The 16,803-nt window shown below is 41.9% G+C and carries 20 protein-coding genes; 16 read left to right on the top strand and 4 right to left on the bottom strand.

Translation table 11 applies throughout. The features are described from left to right. Window positions 1-16: 16 nt before the first annotated feature. The gene (locus tag EXW96_RS16345) at window positions 17-1,678 is read right to left on the bottom strand and encodes a multicopper oxidase family protein (protein ID WP_127608033.1); all 1,662 of its coding nucleotides are present in this window, start codon (window positions 1,676-1,678) and stop codon (window positions 17-19) included. A gap of 173 nt (window positions 1,679-1,851) precedes the next feature. Between EXW96_RS16345 and EXW96_RS16340 the strand changes: the two genes are divergently transcribed. The 9 genes from EXW96_RS16340 (at window position 1,852) to EXW96_RS28585 (ending at window position 7,383) form a co-directional block, all read left to right on the top strand. Then, complete coding sequence (locus EXW96_RS16340; RefSeq protein ID WP_127608032.1) at window positions 1,852-2,286, top strand: BlaI/MecI/CopY family transcriptional regulator; 435 nt, start codon at window positions 1,852-1,854, stop codon at window positions 2,284-2,286. Then, window positions 2,283-3,140, top strand: coding sequence for a M56 family metallopeptidase (locus tag EXW96_RS16335; RefSeq protein WP_127608031.1), 858 nt, complete (start codon window positions 2,283-2,285; stop codon window positions 3,138-3,140). The genes EXW96_RS16340 and EXW96_RS16335 overlap by 4 nt, the downstream gene beginning before the upstream one ends. A gap of 61 nt (window positions 3,141-3,201) precedes the next feature. After that, window positions 3,202-3,915 carry a cytochrome c biogenesis CcdA family protein gene (locus EXW96_RS16330; RefSeq protein WP_127608030.1) on the top strand — a complete coding sequence of 238 codons (714 nt, stop codon included), beginning with the start codon at window positions 3,202-3,204 and terminating at the stop codon, window positions 3,913-3,915. Window positions 3,916-3,976: 61 nt separating this feature from the next. Further along, a complete protein-coding gene (locus EXW96_RS16325) occupies window positions 3,977-4,492 on the top strand; it encodes a TlpA family protein disulfide reductase (RefSeq protein WP_127608029.1) in 516 nt (171 codons plus the stop codon). 13 nt (window positions 4,493-4,505) lie between these two features. Then, window positions 4,506-5,363 carry a prolipoprotein diacylglyceryl transferase gene (locus EXW96_RS16320; RefSeq protein ID WP_127608028.1) on the top strand — a complete coding sequence of 286 codons (858 nt, stop codon included), beginning with the start codon at window positions 4,506-4,508 and terminating at the stop codon, window positions 5,361-5,363. A 144-nt stretch (window positions 5,364-5,507) separates the two neighbouring features. Continuing rightward, window positions 5,508-6,314 (top strand): prolipoprotein diacylglyceryl transferase, encoded by an 807-nt coding sequence (gene lgt / locus EXW96_RS16315; protein WP_127608027.1) that lies wholly within the window; start codon window positions 5,508-5,510, stop codon window positions 6,312-6,314. Between the two features lie 14 nt (window positions 6,315-6,328). Further along, window positions 6,329-6,739, top strand: a complete 411-nt coding sequence (locus EXW96_RS16310; RefSeq protein ID WP_236595681.1) for a rhodanese-like domain-containing protein — start codon at window positions 6,329-6,331, stop codon at window positions 6,737-6,739. 43 nt (window positions 6,740-6,782) lie between these two features. Beyond that, on the top strand, window positions 6,783-7,046 hold the full coding sequence (locus EXW96_RS16305; protein WP_164751825.1) for a hypothetical protein: 264 nt from the start codon (window positions 6,783-6,785) through the stop codon (window positions 7,044-7,046). Next, the gene (locus EXW96_RS28585; protein ID WP_174351047.1) at window positions 6,937-7,383 is read left to right on the top strand and encodes a multicopper oxidase domain-containing protein; all 447 of its coding nucleotides are present in this window, start codon (window positions 6,937-6,939) and stop codon (window positions 7,381-7,383) included. Before EXW96_RS16305 ends, EXW96_RS28585 begins: the two co-directional genes overlap by 110 nt. Before the next feature lie 71 nt (window positions 7,384-7,454). Here EXW96_RS28585 and EXW96_RS16295 read toward each other — a convergent pair whose 3' ends face one another. Then, window positions 7,455-8,792 carry an IS1380 family transposase gene (locus tag EXW96_RS16295; RefSeq protein WP_027093557.1) on the bottom strand — a complete coding sequence of 446 codons (1,338 nt, stop codon included), beginning with the start codon at window positions 8,790-8,792 and terminating at the stop codon, window positions 7,455-7,457. A gap of 26 nt (window positions 8,793-8,818) precedes the next feature. Here EXW96_RS16295 and EXW96_RS28300 point away from each other — a divergent pair, with 26 nt between their 5' ends. From EXW96_RS28300 to EXW96_RS16275, 3 genes are read left to right on the top strand one after another with little or no spacing between them, the layout of a single operon-like run. After that, the gene (locus EXW96_RS28300) at window positions 8,819-9,370 is read left to right on the top strand and encodes a multicopper oxidase domain-containing protein (RefSeq protein WP_309225132.1); all 552 of its coding nucleotides are present in this window, start codon (window positions 8,819-8,821) and stop codon (window positions 9,368-9,370) included. Between the two features lie 5 nt (window positions 9,371-9,375). Then, the gene (locus EXW96_RS28090; RefSeq protein ID WP_174350973.1) at window positions 9,376-9,945 is read left to right on the top strand and encodes a multicopper oxidase domain-containing protein; all 570 of its coding nucleotides are present in this window, start codon (window positions 9,376-9,378) and stop codon (window positions 9,943-9,945) included. A 39-nt stretch (window positions 9,946-9,984) separates the two neighbouring features. Beyond that, on the top strand, window positions 9,985-10,452 hold the full coding sequence (locus EXW96_RS16275; RefSeq protein ID WP_127608025.1) for a putative iron-sulfur cluster-binding metallochaperone: 468 nt from the start codon (window positions 9,985-9,987) through the stop codon (window positions 10,450-10,452). Between the two features lie 13 nt (window positions 10,453-10,465). Here the strand turns inward: EXW96_RS16275 and EXW96_RS16270 are convergent, their stop codons facing one another. Beyond that, the gene (locus EXW96_RS16270) at window positions 10,466-11,368 is read right to left on the bottom strand and encodes a cupredoxin domain-containing protein (RefSeq protein ID WP_127608024.1); all 903 of its coding nucleotides are present in this window, start codon (window positions 11,366-11,368) and stop codon (window positions 10,466-10,468) included. A gap of 176 nt (window positions 11,369-11,544) precedes the next feature. On the opposite strand from EXW96_RS16270, the gene EXW96_RS16265 reads away from it, so the two are divergent. From EXW96_RS16265 to EXW96_RS16255, 3 genes are all read left to right on the top strand, one after another. Continuing rightward, the gene (locus EXW96_RS16265) at window positions 11,545-11,748 is read left to right on the top strand and encodes a DUF2933 domain-containing protein (RefSeq protein WP_054798818.1); all 204 of its coding nucleotides are present in this window, start codon (window positions 11,545-11,547) and stop codon (window positions 11,746-11,748) included. Window positions 11,749-11,974: 226 nt separating this feature from the next. After that, complete coding sequence (locus tag EXW96_RS16260; protein WP_054796030.1) at window positions 11,975-12,352, top strand: ArsR/SmtB family transcription factor; 378 nt, start codon at window positions 11,975-11,977, stop codon at window positions 12,350-12,352. Next, window positions 12,342-14,486, top strand: coding sequence for a heavy metal translocating P-type ATPase (locus EXW96_RS16255; RefSeq protein WP_127608023.1), 2,145 nt, complete (start codon window positions 12,342-12,344; stop codon window positions 14,484-14,486). The genes EXW96_RS16260 and EXW96_RS16255 overlap by 11 nt, the downstream gene beginning before the upstream one ends. A 788-nt stretch (window positions 14,487-15,274) precedes the next feature. On the opposite strand, the gene EXW96_RS16250 is transcribed toward EXW96_RS16255, so the two are convergent. Next, entirely contained in the window at window positions 15,275-15,838 is a 564-nt protein-coding gene (locus EXW96_RS16250) for a C40 family peptidase (protein ID WP_127608022.1), read from the bottom strand. Between the two features lie 374 nt (window positions 15,839-16,212). Between EXW96_RS16250 and EXW96_RS16245 the strand changes: the two genes are divergently transcribed. Then, window positions 16,213-16,776: a TVP38/TMEM64 family protein gene (locus tag EXW96_RS16245; protein WP_127608021.1), complete on the top strand. Its 564-nt coding sequence runs from the start codon at window positions 16,213-16,215 to the stop codon at window positions 16,774-16,776. The last annotated feature ends 27 nt before the right edge of the window (window positions 16,777-16,803 follow it).

The following is a 16,803-nucleotide window of genomic DNA, read 5'->3' as shown; positions in this document are numbered from 1 at the left end:
ATCAGGCCATTTAAGGTTATTCAGGCTTATTGCCGGCATTCGGATCAGGTACAAAATCGCTCTTATAGTCGGTATATTGCAAATGCGTAACCATACCTGCTGCAGCATGGTGAAGTTCGTGACAGTGGAACATCCAGTCTCCTGGATTATCCGCAACAAAAGCCACTTCGTATTCTTCTCCTGGTTTCAAATTAAGTGTGTCTTTCACGATGGGTGAGCCTTCTATAGGCTTACCGTTCTTGCTAAGAACTTGGAAGAAATGACCATGAAGGTGCATGGGATGATCGTCGGTCTTGGAATTATTGACTAATCGGACTTTGACGAGGTCTCCCTTTTTGACTTTGATTTTCTCAGTGTCGGGATATGTTTTTCCATTAATCGTATAGACCTGCTGTCCACTCTGTTGATCCGTATTCAGATCCATCGTGTACTCTAAATCATATTTTTGGTCCAATGTGAACACTGAATTTGATGATTGCCCATAACGTGTCAAATCAAGGATTGGCAGCGCGGCAGTTTCGTTTGGCTTGTCTGTATCTGCGTTTGCGCCTTCGTAGGCAATGATGGCCTTCATGCCTTTCACACGCGGATCATCTCCGTGATCTTCGATATACCATTGCCCGGGGTTGTTCGCTTCAAATTCGAGATCGTAGCGTTCTCCCGGAGCAATCGAAATGACCTGATCATTGATAGAAGCAGGATTGTTGATCGGTTGTCCGTCAGTAGAGACGACTTTAAATTCGTGCCCATGTAAATGGATATTATGCGAAAGTAATCCAGCGTTAACGAGTCGAATGCGAACTTTTTCGCCCTTTTTCACTATAAGTTTATCAATCGAGTCTCCCGACTTCCCATTGATTGAATATATATCGTACATACTCATATCATGACCTTCAGCCGAAGAACCGTGAGCATCATCACCCATATTTCCATGGTCCATGTTATTTTCACTCGATGCCTGGTCTTTTGAAGAATCCATATTCATGTTGCTATGATCCATCGATGACATATCCATGTTCATGCTGCTATTGTCCATTGATGACATGTCCATATCGCCCATGCTCATCCATTCATCTAAAACTAACGTATAATCCCGATCCACTTTCTCATCTGTTCCTTCAACAATAAACGCACCGTAGAGGCCCTTATCCACTTGATTAGCACCGTCTTGATGAGAATGGTACCAGTAAGTGCCGGGAACAGTAGCTTTAAATTCATAGACAAATGACTTCCCAGGTTGTACAGCATTTTGAGTTACACCCGGAATGCCGTCCATTTCGTTGGGAACAGGTAAACCATGCCAATGTATCGTAGTGGGTTCAGGCAAATCGTTTTTTAATGTGATTTTGACGGTGTCGCCTTGTTTAACACGAAATTCGGGGCCTGGCACAGAGTTATTAAATGTCCATACAGGCAACGTTTTTCCAGGAGTGATTTCTAAATTGCTTGTTTTTGCGGTAAGCGTAAATTCCTTCCCCTTTAAGGTTGTCATCTTTGATGTTTTATCTTGTGTATTTACATTAGACTGATTGCTGCTATCCGTATTGGTCATACCGGATTGATTCATGTTCGAGTGATCCATTCCTTCCATCGAATCCTTCGAATCAAAGCAGGCTGTAAGCAAAACAGCAAGTATTGCAAAAACGAATACTAATTTAAAACGTGTACCAATCTTCATAATGCTTCCTCCCTATCCTCAATACTTTTGTCTATAACATTTATCACAAACTAATCATAATACATGATTATGTAGAACTTATGTAGGGAGGCCGGATTCATTTTTGCCCGATTTGTGAGCGATTGACACAGTGTATTTAATAGACTACAATTTGTAGTGTGGGGGGGCAGAAAATGACAAATGTGAAGAAGTTTAATGTGAATGAAGAAGGATTAAATCGTTTTTTCGGCCCACTCGAAGCCAAGATTATGAACATATTGTGGTTGTCCGATGGTATGAGTATCAAGGATGTGCAGTCAATTTTAAATCAGGAAAGTCCTATTTCGTTTAACACAGTGATGACCGTAATGAATCGATTGCTGGAAAAAGGGCACCTTAGTAAAGATACACGTGGAAAAGGCAGGAATAGGGTGACAGTTTTCGAACCTGTGCAAACGAAAGAACAATTTCTGCACGTACAAACTAAGGCGGTTACAGATGGCCTCATTCAAGAATTTGGTGATCTTGTTGTGGGACACATGATTGATGCGTTGGAGGATGCCGACTCTGAATTGATCAATAAATTATCGGATAAATTAAATCAACTGAAAAGCAGGAAAGATTTATGAATCCTGTATTCCGAATAAATTTCATTTTCGGTTCCTTGTTACTCGTCGGTGTTATGATTTTAGTACAAATGGGCCTATATATAGCGCATCAACTATGGGATGTTCGCCTTCCCTGGAACTTTTTCCAATATTGTATAAGTGCATTAAAGGAAGAAACCGTAGCCCATAATGTCATAAAATTTTTGATCAACGTGATCATTTTATATACGTTTGGGAAAATGATCTGGCGTCTTTACAAGCAATTACGTTTAACCCAAAAATGGCTCAGGGTGTTTCATAGCAAGAAACATACGAAACTTACCAAACAACTGAATGATAAGTATAAAAAGTGGGGGACAGAGTTCATTGTTGTTAATGATGAGAAGTTTATTGCTCTAACAATAGGATTCTTCCAGCCCCGAATTATTGTTTCAACCGGAGTATTGAGCATGTTTTCCAATCATGAAGTAGAAGCCATTCTGCTTCATGAGTGGTACCACTGCCGGAATCGTGACCCATTGAAAATGTTCCTGTTAGCTTTGATCCTTGACGGGTTAGGGTATATACCGACGATGAAGGCGATGGTACGTGATTTTAAGACATGGAAGGAATTGCTTGCCGACCGATTCGCCATTAAGCAAATGGGGACGGAGTATTATTTAGGCAATGTTCTACTAAAGCTATCAAAAGTAGGCAAGATGCAGCACTCTACTGCAGTTGCTTACTTTGCAGAAAATGCAATCAATTATCGAATTATGCAAGTTCTTGAACCGAAACAGCGGATCCATGTTCCCATGTCTGACTTTAAACCGTTGTTACTGACCCTATCTCTTATATTTATTATGAGTAGCATTATTTTAGGTGGGTGTTCGTAAGCCCGCCCTTTTCAAAACAATTTACACTACAATCAGTAGTGTGAAAAGGGAGGTAACCTTTTTGAATGCTGCAGATTTAAGCATTTGGCTTGTATTTGGCGCAGGTCTTTTATCATTTATTTCGCCCTGCTGTCTTCCATTGTATCCTTCTTATCTATCATACATTACAGGTATTTCTGTAAAAGATTTGCAAGAAGGTAAAGGAATGCTCCACCGGCAAGCGATGATGCATACGGTGTTTTTTATGATCGGTTTCTCAATTATTTTTATTGCTCTCGGTATCTCAGTTAGTTTCATAGGAAACTTATTTACTGATTATCAAGACCTGATACGCAAACTTGGAGGTATTATGGTCGCTGTTATGGGTCTGGTTATGCTTGGAGTTTTTACACCCAAGTTCTTAATGAAAGACGCGAGAGTTACTTTCAAGAACAAGCCAGTTGGTTATTTTGGTTCCGTACTTGTCGGGATAACGTATGCGGCGGGTTGGACACCCTGCGTCGGACCAATTTTGTCGGCGGTGATTATGCTTGGAGTGGCCAATCCGAATCAGGCAATTATCTATACCGTTGCTTACACAATTGGTTTTGCTATTCCGTTTTTCGTGATGGCATTCTTTATCGGACGATTAAAATCGATACTTAAATATTCAGGCATCTTGATGAAAATTGGTGGGGCCTTGATGGTATTGACCGGAATTCTGTTGTATACGGACCAAATGACAAAAATTACGATTTTCTTGATTCAGTTATTCGGTGGATTTACAGGATTTTAAAAGGAAGTAGTATGCTGGAAAATATAACTTTTTGAATATGGTAATGGAGAGAAGGAAAAGGATGAAAAAACAATGGATAGTGCTAGCGACTATTGTTGTTCTCACCGTTGCGGCTGTTTATCAATCGCCATCACCAAATAATAAGGAAGAACTGCCCAAAGTAGGGTATCGAGCCCCGCAGATTTCACTAACTGGACTTGATGGGAAGGCGTATTCTTTTGATGACTTGAATGGCAAACCCGTTGTTATTAACTTTTGGGCATCATGGTGCGGCCCATGCAGGATTGAGGCGCCCGATTTGGTGAGACTGTATGAAAAATATAATGAACAGATCGAGATTTATGCAGTAAACGTTACTGTCGGCGACAGTATTGATGGAGCAAAAGCTTTTGTGGAGGAATACGGTTTTGATTTCCCCGTTTTACTGGATCCGGAAGGAACAGTGTCTGGGCGATATCAGATCAGGCCAATTCCAACAACCTTTTTTGTAAATGGGAAAGGCGTCATTGTGGATCAGGTAATCGGAGTTGTAGATTCCCGAGATTTGGAAAGTAAATTTAAGCGACTTATTCGTTAGGGGGCAAAGGGTTATGCCGGAAATACTGCAATTTGGACCCTTTATGATTAAATTGGACTGGCTGCTGATGGGGTTTTCAGGAATGGTTGGCTACTATGTACTGCAAAAGCTAATCAAAAACTCCCCTTTCTATGATCGTCCAATTCTTGATAAGCTTTTCAATAGTTTTATTATCGTATTCTTCGTCTGGAAATTCAGCCCCTTGCTTTTCTCGCCGTCTATTTTATGGAGTAACCCGTATCGATTAATTACTATGATTGGTTCTTCAACGGGATTATGGATAGGAGTTACGGTTGCCGTATTTTACATGACCATAAGTATACGGCGATTGAAAGTTCCGGCTTTTTTTATTGGTGACCTGCTTGCTATTGGAACCATCACGTCAGTCCTCGTATACAGTTTGATTGGATGGCAATACGGTTCGGCTACTTCGTTGCCTTGGGGAATTTCGATTGAAAGCCCTCAGTTTAAATATCATCCTATCAATGTTTACATGCTGTTTATTACAGTTCCCATGCTCATTTACTTGTGGAGACAACGGTCGAAGGTCGGTTCGGGAAACATAGTTGTTCTGTTTTTAACTTATTTTGGTGCAGGCTTGATGCTAGTGTCGTTATTTAAGCCGAAAGCAATTTTTCTACTAGGGTTATCTGGACAACAAATCGTGTATTTGTTGATGATGGCAGCGGGATTTATATCTTCCATGTTCTTAAACAGATTGAAACATCATGAACAGACATCAATAAGCGAAAGGGATGAAGATCAACATGATGCCGCGTGGGTATTATCTTCTGATCCAGGAAATGCTGTTGCTGACCAAATCCGATCTGAAAATTCGAGCAAAGAGAACAGGACAATATTTTCAGATTAAACAAGATGCATTATCGTTTATACAAACAGAATGGTTTGAAGCGCTCTGCTTTGCGGTGGATTTAGACCCGGATGCGGTAAGGGACTGTTTTTTTGGGCGAACGCCTAATTTGCAAAACAATTATAGGGCAAGGTAGGGTATAGGATGAGAGTGATTCTTTTTTCGATTGGCGATTTCCAAGTTCGATCATATGGATTGGTCGTTGCTTTAGCCATCATGTTGGCCATGGGTGTGGCGTATTATTTAGCAAAAGGGACAACATATCGCAAACATATTCCAAACATGATGTTTTATGTACTAATCGGAGCAATCTTGGTTGCAAGAATTTGGCATGTGTTCTTCTTCCAATGGGACTATTACTCCAAACATTTAGTGGAGATACCTGCTATTTGGAACGGAGGTATTGCCATTCAAGGAGCGCTAGTAGGTGGATTTATCGCTGCGGCGATTTACGCCCGAGTGGCTCGGATTTCATTTTGGGAGCTGGCGGACACGATGGCGCCAGCTATTATATTTGGCCAGGCTATCGGTCGTATCGCTTGCTTTTTAAATGGAGATGCGTATGGATCACCTACAGGCTCAAGTTTTGGCATCGTTTATCCGGAAGGCACAATGGCATATGCCGAATACGGTCCGCAACCACTTTGGCCAGCCGAGATATGGGAAGGTCAGTGGGATTTCATTGTATTTGCGATTTTATTGATCATGAAAAATAAAACATGGCCTAAAGGGTTTTTGTTCTTATCTTATAACATCTTGTATGCGATCGGAAGGTTTATGCTGGAGTTTTTAAGAGGTGACTCTCCTAGATATCTTTTTAATTGGACAGCAGGACAATGGACGAGTGTAGTTGTGATTGTAATTAGTCTGGTAATCATGATGATCTTCACTTTAAGACAGAAACGAAAAGACCCCGAAGATCTTTCGCCCAAGTTAGAACAAATTCATTAAAAGGAGGGTCGCTTGTGATAAGAAATAAGTGGTTTGTCTTACTTGTATTGATTGTAGTTATGTTAGGAGCGGCCTCCATCAAGTTTTTAACAACGAACAAGTCCCTAGAAACTATACCTGAACTGCAAATCGTGGATACTAAGATGCTCACGAATATGATCAACAGTAAAAAAGATATGGTCATTGTCGATTTAAGGGAACCCGAATTATTTTCCAATAGTAGAGTACCCAACTCGATAAACATTCCTTTTGAGGAGATTCAGTTGAGGTATACTGAACTGCCTAAGGATAAGGAAATTGTCTTTGTGTGTCATACCGGTCGTATGGGAGTGGAAAGTGGGAACCTTTTGTTAGAGAATGGTTATAACCAGGTTTATAATCTTGACGGCGGTATGGCTAAATGGACGGGGGACCTCGAGAAGTAACTATCCGTTAAAATACGAGCACGTTAAGAAGGAGGACTAGCGGTTGAAAAACATTTATAAAGCAATTCTAATCCTTCTCATTGCCTCAGTCCTTGGTTCTTGTTCAATGATGGGAATGATGAATCGATCAGAACCCACAAGTGAAAAAAGACAACGGAAAGAAGTGGATATTAATCAGTTTTCAATACTTCCAATCGATGATACCTTTTATACAAGGCCTCAAATCGAAGGCGATAAGATCACATATAATATCGTTGCACAAACAAGAGGTCTCGTCGGGAATAAAACTAAACCTTTATTCCTATAACGGAACTGTACCCGGCCAAGAAATCCGTGTAAAAGTAGGGCAGCAGGTAGAAGTCAATTTGAAGAATGAGCTGGATCAGCCCGTAACCATCCACTGGCATGGATATCCTGTTCCGGTAGATATGGATGGAGTACCCGGGGTAACACAGAACGCAGTGAAACCTGGAGAGAGTTTTCAGTATTCATTTACACCTGAATCCGTGACAAACTTAAGTCCACTCCGCCAGAGAGGGCAGTATATGGAAAAAAGTAATCGGAAATCCCCCCATCAGCTAAAGATTCGTGATGAAAACAAATCTACAAATGACAGAATCCATCAAGCAAGGCATGCTCAATAAGCCTTGCTGTTTACGGTAAGGCCGGAACAGGGAAGAGCAGTTTGGGTTGGTCTGGATGGCGAAAAATGGATTCAGGCAAACGCTTGGTACACTCGTCGTACGGTCTGAAACCAGGGACTGTATCGCCCAAAATTGAAAATCGTTTGACGAGCGTGTCGGCTGACTCTAGCCGCGATGTACACGATGTTTTGAATCACGGTGCGGATGCGGCGACGTTGTACGCCTCCCCGAATCGGAGCATCGTCTTGGCGCAAGCTTTCCTGCCCCATGATGCGGAGCAGGTTGTAAGCGAACACCCCCGCGTGCAAAACCAGATCGTTGGTATCGAATTTGCCGGCGGGCAGTCGCTCCAAATCCAGATCCGTCTTCAGCTCACTATGAAATTGTTCGCTCGTGCCGTGATCGCGATACAACTCGATGACACGCCACGGCGAGCAGGTAAGAGAAGTCCAATAGACGTTCACTTCAATTTCCGGGAACAGGAGCATCTGACCTTCACGGTCGATCGTCCGTACGATCACTTGAAACACTTGACGAAGGGCTTGATCGAAGCCTTTTTCGGGAAAGGCGATCACGCCCATGTATTCCGTCTTGCCGGGGCGCTGCTCACAGGCCATGCCCTTGTCTTCGGCGATCCGTAGCCAACTTTCCTTGGATGTATTGCGCAGATTGACCTTGATGATATAATCGACCTCTGGCTCAGCATGACACACCTGCAGATTTTCCAGACTGTCGTGAGCGGAATCCATCCGCACGAGAAGGCGCTCTTTCGTGATGCGCCGGGCATACTGGATGCTTTCGCGCAGAAAATCAGCGCCATCCTTCTGACTGTGCGTGCTGCCTTCCCGAAGCTGCACATTCACGCTATACCCCTCCTGTCCGAGGTAGGCGAAAATGGGGGCGTAGCCGAACGTGCCTTTGTAGGTCAACGAAACACCCTCTTTTTTCGTACCGGAGTTATCGAACGGAGAGACATCGATATCCAGCGGAATCACCGTATGCTCGCCTGCTGTCAGTCCGGTTACAGGTGCTTTTACGTTTCGAATCAGATCGGCGGATTCTTGAAGCAGGATCTCGTTCCAGTTGGCATTCATCGTTTGAGCTGCGGCATCCAGACGCTGACGGAGCGTCGGGCTTGACGGCACCTTGCGGACACCGAGGCAGGTTTGGAATACGGGATCTTTTCGGAAAGGTTCGATGTGGTCGAAGTCGCTTTTGCCTTGGCAAAGCAAGCCAAGATAGCTGGTCATGACATCGCCATGACTGTGAATCGGGTTCTCCATTCCTTTCACGGTGGAGCGATTGAGACGCTGCGGCAATCGGGTATGGGAAAGCAAGGCGCCGACGGTGGCCAGGCCAGCATGCGTAGTCAACAGAATTTCCTTAGATTGGGTGAATTGGATTCTCATATGTAGCACCTCGCAGGTGAAAGTGGATCATTCATGGTTCCTTTAAAATTCACCATCGGAGATGCGATTTCCTTTCTTTTTCTTCTTTTTCACAGAAGAACTATCACGGATTCAGGTTTACAGCAACCGTTCCAGGCACCTATTGGTATCATTCCCATTACAAAAGTGCCGAGCAAGTGGATCTTGGGTTATATGGTGCACTGATCGTGGAGGGCGACCGGCAAACGGAGTTGGACCGAGATTATACGTTTATCCTGGATGAGATGAATAGTAAGGGAAAAGCAGGATCAAAGGGTATGATGGGAAGCTCCAATGATGATCTTTTCACTGTAAATGGCAAGTCTGGTGATTTGATTTCTGCGTACGAAATTCAAACGGGTGAGAATGTGCGGTTGCGTTTTATAAATGCAGGATATATAACCCATTATATGAACTTGGGTTCGATCGAATATAGAGTCGTGGCGGTTGATGGGCAGGCAGTAATGGATCCGCAAATAATCCAAAATAAGCTTTTGCCCGTTGGACCAGGGGAAAGATACGATGTGGAATTTACTGCGCCCGATAGCAGCTTTTTATAAGAGAGATGTTAAATACGCCTGCTGCAGATGGATTAATCATTCCATTAATTAATAGAACATCCAAGAAAACATTGGATGAAACGGAGTATGACGGAATCTTTACATTGACTGGATCCGGGATTGCAACAGAATATGCTTCTCTTGCATCAAATAAATATGATCAAGAATACAAGATGGTGCTGTCGCATGGAATGAAAGGAATGGGGATGATCTATACAATTAATGGAAGGACATATCCTGATATCGATCCGCTTGATGTGAAGAGAGGGGATATTATTAAAGTAACATTAGAAAGCAAAGATATGATGTTCGATCATCCTATGCATTTGCATGGACACTTTTTTCAAGTATTAAGTAAGGATGGCTCACCGGTTGAAGACGGGGCGATCTTCAAAGATACACTTGTTGTAAAACCGGGCGAGAAGTATGAGTTGGCTTTCATTGCAAATAATCCCGGAGAGTGGATGTTTCATTGCCACGATCTCAACCATGCGAGTTCTGGGATGATGACATCAGTACTTTATGACGGGTATGCAATTCCGAGCCATATTGATCAATCGCAGCCGAGCGAGTAAGATTAGCGTGTTTCTACGGACATTAAGGAGTGGTCATCATTGAACGAATGTTGTCAATCATCATCGTTGGAAAAGTCGAATCTTAATTATTGCCCTATTTGTCAGCAAAAGGGCAAGAACGTTCCTCTTATTACACTCAAAGCAATGCTTATACCAAAAGCCTTAGAAACCATAGACAGTGAATTGATATACACATTCTGCTCAAATTCCTCATGTGAAGTAGTTTATTTCAGCAATGATCAAACTTACGTTTCAGACGACCTCAAAATATCTGTATTTCAGAAAAACAAGGCTTTGAATGTGCCGGTTTGCTACTGTTTTGGATGGACGAGAAAACGCCTAACGGAAGCAACTCTAAAAAACCAACGCCCCATAGAACATATACGCATGCAGGTACAAGCCAAGCGTTGTGGCTGTGAAGTTAATAACCCGCAAGGGTCTTGTTGTTTGGGTAATGTAACCTCATTTATACGCAGCATTAACACGGATAAAAATCCTACGTCTTAATATCAATATTGTTCTATAATGGATGAACACGAACGGCAGAGATCATTCCAGCCTCCTGATGGCCAGGCAATGTACACACTGCTCGGTATTCACCTGTTTTCTCCAGAGTGGCGATTACACTGCTTCTTTGCCCTGGTTTTGCATGGACATGAATATCAGTTCCGACAATTTCAAAGTCATGTTCAACATTTCCCGCGTTATACAAAATAATCTTTATTTTTTCGTTCGCATTCATGTGGATTGTGGATGGGGAAAATGAAAATTCATTCGCTATTATTGCGAGTTCATTTTTGGATAGGTCTGGTAAATTCTTCTCTAGTTGGTGTTCATGCGTAGCGTTAGGATCAGCTGTATTATTGTATTGTTTACCGTAGTAGTTATTGTGTAAATCGCTCCCTACACCCAAAATAATTATGACTGCAAACAAAACGATTACGGCAAACATAGAGACTGGTTTGGACAATAATGATGATCTTTTCTGTAAATGTTCTAGCTTTATTTCTCCCTGTAACATCAGAAATAAAAGAAACAGCACACCGGTACAAAGAACTGACATGATTTTTATGGCTGCAATTGTATATGATGTAGGGATCATGACCATAAACATTGTGCCCATCATGCCGCCCATGATACCCGATAAAAGTCCGTCCAATATGGCCATAATACTAATAGGGATTCCAGAAACTGTCCCGATGATTCCCCCGATTAACATACTAATTATTGTTGCATGAAAGATTTCACCCGGGAGCCATATAACGAGCAGCGTCCCTACGCCTAAACCGATTGTCATTCCCTGCACCATTGCAGCCATCATACCGGCCATACAGGATAAACGATGGCGGAAAACGATAATGAATCGAAGAATCCATATGGTTAAAACGGAATAAATACCCAGGAAAAAGAAAGTGTTCGTCATTTTTTGCCCTCCAGTAAATGATAGCTTGTATATTAAAAATATGTATGGAATGTCCTAAATATTAATGTGGAAAAAACTTGATTTCAACAACTTCTACACAGGGATCTCATAATTAGGAATTACAATTGAGTTATAAAAACTCATATAAGATAACCAAGAAAGGAAGTGAAGGTAAGATGAATTGGTACTGGTTGTTAATGCTTGTTTGTCCAATAATGATGATATGGATGATGAAAGGAATGCATGGCGATCATAAAGCCGGAAACTCAAATAACAGTCATTCTCTTGAACAAGTGACTAACGAGTTGAACGAATTAAAGGAACGGAATAACGAACTACATCGACAGGTTGAAAATTTGCAACAAAAACAGCATGTTTAAAATACGGAAGGGGCATATGCCTCTTCTTTGTATTTTTACATCGATTCTAAGCGCTATAACAAGGGACAAAAAAACTCCCTGGTTTGTAGCGCTTTTTCCATGTCGTGGAATTATACTCAAATATGGTTGAAGCCTTTTTTAAACACAGTCAAATTTTCATTTGAATGTATAAAAAGATCGTGCTATGATAATAATCAAATAAAGGTTTGATTGAAGGGGTGACGGAATGAGCAAAAAGGAAAAAGACACTTGTGATATTTACTGTTATGACGAACCCAAGGTTCAAAGGGTACAAAAATCGCTTGAAGGGCAAAATATTCACGGCATGGTCAAAATGTTTAAGGTATTAGCCGACGAAACACGTATGAAGATCGCCTTCGCCCTTTGTGAAGAAGATGAACTTTGCGTTTGCGACGTCGCGAATATTATCGGTTCAACAATGGCGACGGCTTCGCACCACTTACGGACGTTAAATCAACTTGGATTAGCGAAAAACCGTAAGGAAGGCAAATTAGTGTTCTACTCGTTAGAAGACGATCATGTTCGTCAATTGGTACAGTTAGCATCCACACATTCGGGGGATTTGATTACTAATGGCAAGTAATGTAGAAAATAACGCTATAAGTGAAGAAAATAAAAATGTTTTCCGCGTGCAAGGCTTTACATGTACCAATTGCGCGGGGAAATTTGAAAAGAACGTCAAGGACTTACCCGGTGTAAAGGACGCACAAGTTAACTTCGGTGCTTCAAAAATAACTGTTTACGGCAAGACAAGCGTTCAAGAACTTGAAAAAGCTGGCGCTTTCGAGAACTTAAAAGTTACGCCAGAAAAAGAACGTGTAGTCGAGAAGAAAAAACCATTTTGGTTAGCAAACTGGAATGTATTACTTTCGGTCGTTCTACTGGTTGCGGGTTATTTACTTGGTGAACAATACGGGGAAGAAAGCATTCTATCTTCAATAACATACGGCGCATCGATCATAATTGGCGGGTACGCATTATTCATTAAAGGTATAAAGAATCTTTTCCGTCTTAATTTTGATATGAACACGCTTATGACCGTAGCAATTATCGGCGCCGCGGCTATCGGCGAATGGGGCGAAGGCGCAACGGTCGTCATTCTATTCGCTATCAGTGAAGTTCTGGAACGCTACTCGATGGAAAAAGCCCGTCAATCCATTCGTTCCCTTATGGACATTGCACCGAAAGAAGCGCTAATACGTCGCGGTTCCGCTGAACTAATGGTTAACGTTGACGATATTCAAGTAGGCGATATTATGATCGTGAAACCGGGACAAAAACTTGCGATGGACGGCGTTGTTATTAAAGGGACATCAACGATTAACCAAGCCGCGATAACAGGCGAATCCGTTCCCGTATCTAAAACAATTGACGATGAAGTATTTGCGGGAACCTTAAACGAAGAAGGTTTGCTTGAAGTTAAAGTTACAAAATTAGTCGAGGATACGACGATTTCAAAAATTATCAACCTTGTCGAAGAAGCACAGGCGGAACGCGCACCTTCGCAAGCGTTCGTTGATCGGTTCGCGAAATACTATACGCCCGCGATTATGATTTTGGCGTTAGGTATTGCCGTTGTTCCTCCGCTTATCCTTGGTGGCGATTGGGGCGAATGGGTTTATAGGGGATTGGCGCTACTCGTCGTCGGTTGTCCTTGTGCGTTAGTTATTTCAACACCTATTTCGATTGTTACGGCTATTGGTAACGCGGCAAAGAATGGCGTTCTTATCAAAGGCGGTATTCACCTTGAAGAAGCTGGACGCCTTTCAGCAATCGCTTTTGATAAAACAGGTACTTTGACAAAAGGCTTCCCGGAAGTAACTAACGTTGAAACTTTCGGAACGATAGACGAAAAGGGATTGCTTGCTATCGCGGCAGTTATCGAAAAAGGGTCGCAACACCCGCTTGCTTCCGCGATTGTTCGAAAAGCTGAAAGCATCTGCGCCGATTTATCACTTACCGTTGAAGACTTTCAGTCCATTACGGGCAAAGGTGTAAAAGCGAAGGTAAACGGGGAATTGTATTACATCGGAAGTCCGAAACTTTTCACAGAACTTCATTCCAATATGAATGTTGAAACGAATCAGCGTATCGAAGTTCTTCAAAAGCAGGGGAAAACAGTTATGGTATTGGGTACTGAACAACAAGTTCTTGCCTTAATCGCCGTTGCTGACGAAGTACGCGATTCCAGTGAAGACGTTATCAAACAACTGCACGAAATTGGCATCAAGAAGACGATTATGCTTACGGGCGACAATCAAGCAACCGCCGAAGCTATCGGGCAACGACTGAATGTTACGGACGTTAAAGCCGATCTAATGCCACAAGATAAATTAGACTATATCAAGCAACTTCGCAAAGATTACGGCAATGTCGCAATGATCGGCGACGGCGTAAACGACGCGCCAGCGCTTGCGGCTTCAACGGTTGGTATCGCAATGGGTGGCGCCGGTACAGATACGGCACTTGAAACGGCAGATATTGCGCTTATGGCGGATGATTTAAGTAAATTACCATATACAATTCGATTAAGCCGTAAAACCCTAACGATAATTAAACAAAACATTACGTTTTCGCTCGGTATAAAACTTCTTGCATTGGCGTTTATTGTTCCCGGATGGCTTACGTTGTGGATGGCGGTTTTCGCCGATATGGGCGCGACGTTGATCGTTACGCTAAATAGCCTTAGATTGTTGAAGATCAGAAATAGTAAGTAATTGAAGAAGCCCCGCCACTTTCCGTTACATTTAAAGGTCAGCTAAGCGGGGGGTTCGCTTCGAATAGCGAAGGTCGGGCGGCAATAACTATCGGCTTCGGCGTTCGCTTCGTCTACGCTTCATTTCTCGATCTGCATGTTGTTTGTGGATGTTTAGTTCAATTAATGCGACTTTCTTCGACAATACACCCGCCACGGTCAACGAAGTATGGGATTTTCGGCGATGGGAGTATTTATATAGACGTTGGCCACTTCAAGCATCACAACTGAACTATTAAAAAAATTCTCATCATGTTGTTCCAGTAATCCATTCCGTTGTCCATTGCATTGATACGTGTGAGTATGTGCGACTTGCATCATAATATCACTAAATATTGAAACACTATATTTCTACTAACTACTCGGATTTAGCACGACACACTTTATGCAAATGGCTTATGAGATCATCTATCCTAAAACAAGTTTTGTAAAAGTATTTTTTGAATAATACAAACCAAATATGGATACATTTAACTGATGAACCAAACTTGAAGGGGGATTAGGTTTGTTTGCTGGACAAAAACCAAAGCAACCAAAGAAATGTAAGAATTGTATCTGGGGATATTGGGACGGAATTAAACAATTTTGTTCGAAACAAACATGTGTTCATGCGCGTGACGCGAAAACACGGAATGAAACGGTGACGCTAGAATAGCGGTATCGGACCAGTTGTAAGCGAATATGTCTAAAGAGAAGGGGCAACAAAAAATGACAATATTATCACTGAGATAACATTGTCATTTTTATTTGTTACTTTAAAATACTTCCTCCGAACAAGAAGCGCTTTTCCCACTGTTTACCTTCAATCGTATCGATTCTGACTCCACCCGACTTTTTGGAATAAGTGTGAAGGATTTTTCCATTCCCTAGATAAATACCGTTATGTGTAATACGTTCCTTACTTTTATCGATCCCGCGATAATTCGAATCTTTGCTGCCTTTATAGGACATAAAAAACATAATATCCCCTGGTTTTAGTTTTCGCCAATCTGTTGTGACTGTTCCATTCTTCTTTACATAATCCCCTTGCTTTCTCGAATCAGCCGGAAGCTTAATTTTGGCTCCCTCCAGGTAGGCTTGTCTGACAAAATCGGAACAATCAAATGTCCTGGTGTTAGAACGGCTCGACCCAAATTCATAAGGAGTTCCTAAATATTTCTTCCCGCTACTGATCACACTATGCCTGACCGAAGAAATGTTTGTTAGCTTAATATCCTGTTGATTTTGCGAAGCGGCATAAGCTTGTCCTTGGTAGAAGAGAGGACTTACAACTAGAGTGCTGGTTATCAACCCTATTGCTGCGATCTTTTTCATAGAATCCCTCCAAAAATTAAAGATATATAACTTGCTTGTTCACCCATGGTAACATGTGCGATAGGAGGGGGTTGGATGGAATGTTTTCCAATATACAAAAAGAGATAGGGAAAACGAATTGAGAGATTAATAGTTAATAGAGTTGCCGTGTTCATAAATCATTCAAATTTACAAGATAAATTAAACGATAAGACAGGTAAGCATGGCTGCGCAAATTGACACTAACTCGACATTACACTACAATGAGTAGTATAAAAACGGGTTAAAATACTACAATGAGACTTGGTAATAGGTTGCGATAGAAATTTCACTTTGAAGTTTGAACAAACGATTGGCGGTAAACCCGATTTCTTACAGAAAGGCTAATAAACCGGATGGCCCCTTTATTTAATGTCGATGTTATTGCAGAATGGCTAAGAAGTTATGGGGTATGGGCCATCCTGATTAGTTTACTGATCAACATTCTGATCAGTATATTAGGACTCGTTCCCACCCTGTTTTTATCAGGAGCTAACGCTGTTGTATTCGGATTTATCCCTGGATTTTTTCTTTCCTTGGCAGGGGAAGCACTTGGGGCAGCAGTTTCATTCTGGTTGTATCGATGGGGGTTCGGTAAGCAAAAGAAAGTAAAAAAAGAGAATTGGAAATGGTTACAACGATTTAACGAGGCGGGCCGCAGTCGTCGGGCAATGATTCTGTTTATAGCTCGGTTGACTCCACTGATTCCTTCCGGCGTCATAACTTTTGCCGCAGCGATCTCGCGAATGCCTTTTACCGATTTTTTTCTTATTACTTCGCTGGGCAAAGCCCCTTCCATTGCGTTGGAGACAATGGTGGGACATGATTTGATTCGCATCGGCGAATATTATCCCAGACTATTAATTTCGCTTTTTTGTTTATTATTAATTTATTTGTTATATAGAAAGAAACGAATATGAGACAATGTTCAGTTGCATTAGATTTGA

Origin of the sequence: Paenibacillus sp. JMULE4 (genome assembly GCF_013337105.1) — a bacterium.
Taxonomy (GTDB): domain Bacteria; phylum Bacillota; class Bacilli; order Paenibacillales; family NBRC-103111; genus Paenibacillus_G; species Paenibacillus_G naphthalenovorans.
The sequence above is the reverse complement of the archived record's forward strand: the minus strand, read 5'-3'. Positions and strand labels throughout refer to the sequence as shown.

Excerpts from the sequence above, each read along its gene's own strand:
- EXW96_RS16295 (WP_027093557.1), bottom strand. The coding sequence starts at position 8,792 with ATGAGAATCCAATTCACCCAATCTAAGGAAATTCTGTTGACTACGCAT.
- EXW96_RS16270 (WP_127608024.1), bottom strand. The coding sequence starts at position 11,368 with ATGACGAACACTTTCTTTTTCCTGGGTATTTATTCCGTTTTAACCATA.
- EXW96_RS16320 (WP_127608028.1), top strand. The coding sequence starts at position 4,506 with ATGCCGGAAATACTGCAATTTGGACCCTTTATGATTAAATTGGACTGG.
- EXW96_RS16265 (WP_054798818.1), top strand. The coding sequence starts at position 11,545 with ATGAATTGGTACTGGTTGTTAATGCTTGTTTGTCCAATAATGATGATA.
- EXW96_RS28585 (WP_174351047.1), top strand. The coding sequence starts at position 6,937 with ATGATACCTTTTATACAAGGCCTCAAATCGAAGGCGATAAGATCACAT.
- EXW96_RS16245 (WP_127608021.1), top strand. The coding sequence starts at position 16,213 with ATGGCCCCTTTATTTAATGTCGATGTTATTGCAGAATGGCTAAGAAGT.
- EXW96_RS16260 (WP_054796030.1), top strand. The coding sequence starts at position 11,975 with ATGAGCAAAAAGGAAAAAGACACTTGTGATATTTACTGTTATGACGAA.
- EXW96_RS16250 (WP_127608022.1), bottom strand. The coding sequence starts at position 15,838 with ATGAAAAAGATCGCAGCAATAGGGTTGATAACCAGCACTCTAGTTGTA.
- EXW96_RS16325 (WP_127608029.1), top strand. The coding sequence starts at position 3,977 with ATGAAAAAACAATGGATAGTGCTAGCGACTATTGTTGTTCTCACCGTT.
- EXW96_RS16345 (WP_127608033.1), bottom strand. The coding sequence starts at position 1,678 with ATGAAGATTGGTACACGTTTTAAATTAGTATTCGTTTTTGCAATACTT.
- EXW96_RS28090 (WP_174350973.1), top strand. The coding sequence starts at position 9,376 with ATGTTAAATACGCCTGCTGCAGATGGATTAATCATTCCATTAATTAAT.
- EXW96_RS16335 (WP_127608031.1), top strand. The coding sequence starts at position 2,283 with ATGAATCCTGTATTCCGAATAAATTTCATTTTCGGTTCCTTGTTACTC.
- lgt (WP_127608027.1), top strand. The coding sequence starts at position 5,508 with ATGAGAGTGATTCTTTTTTCGATTGGCGATTTCCAAGTTCGATCATAT.
- EXW96_RS16340 (WP_127608032.1), top strand. The coding sequence starts at position 1,852 with ATGACAAATGTGAAGAAGTTTAATGTGAATGAAGAAGGATTAAATCGT.
- EXW96_RS16255 (WP_127608023.1), top strand. The coding sequence starts at position 12,342 with ATGGCAAGTAATGTAGAAAATAACGCTATAAGTGAAGAAAATAAAAAT.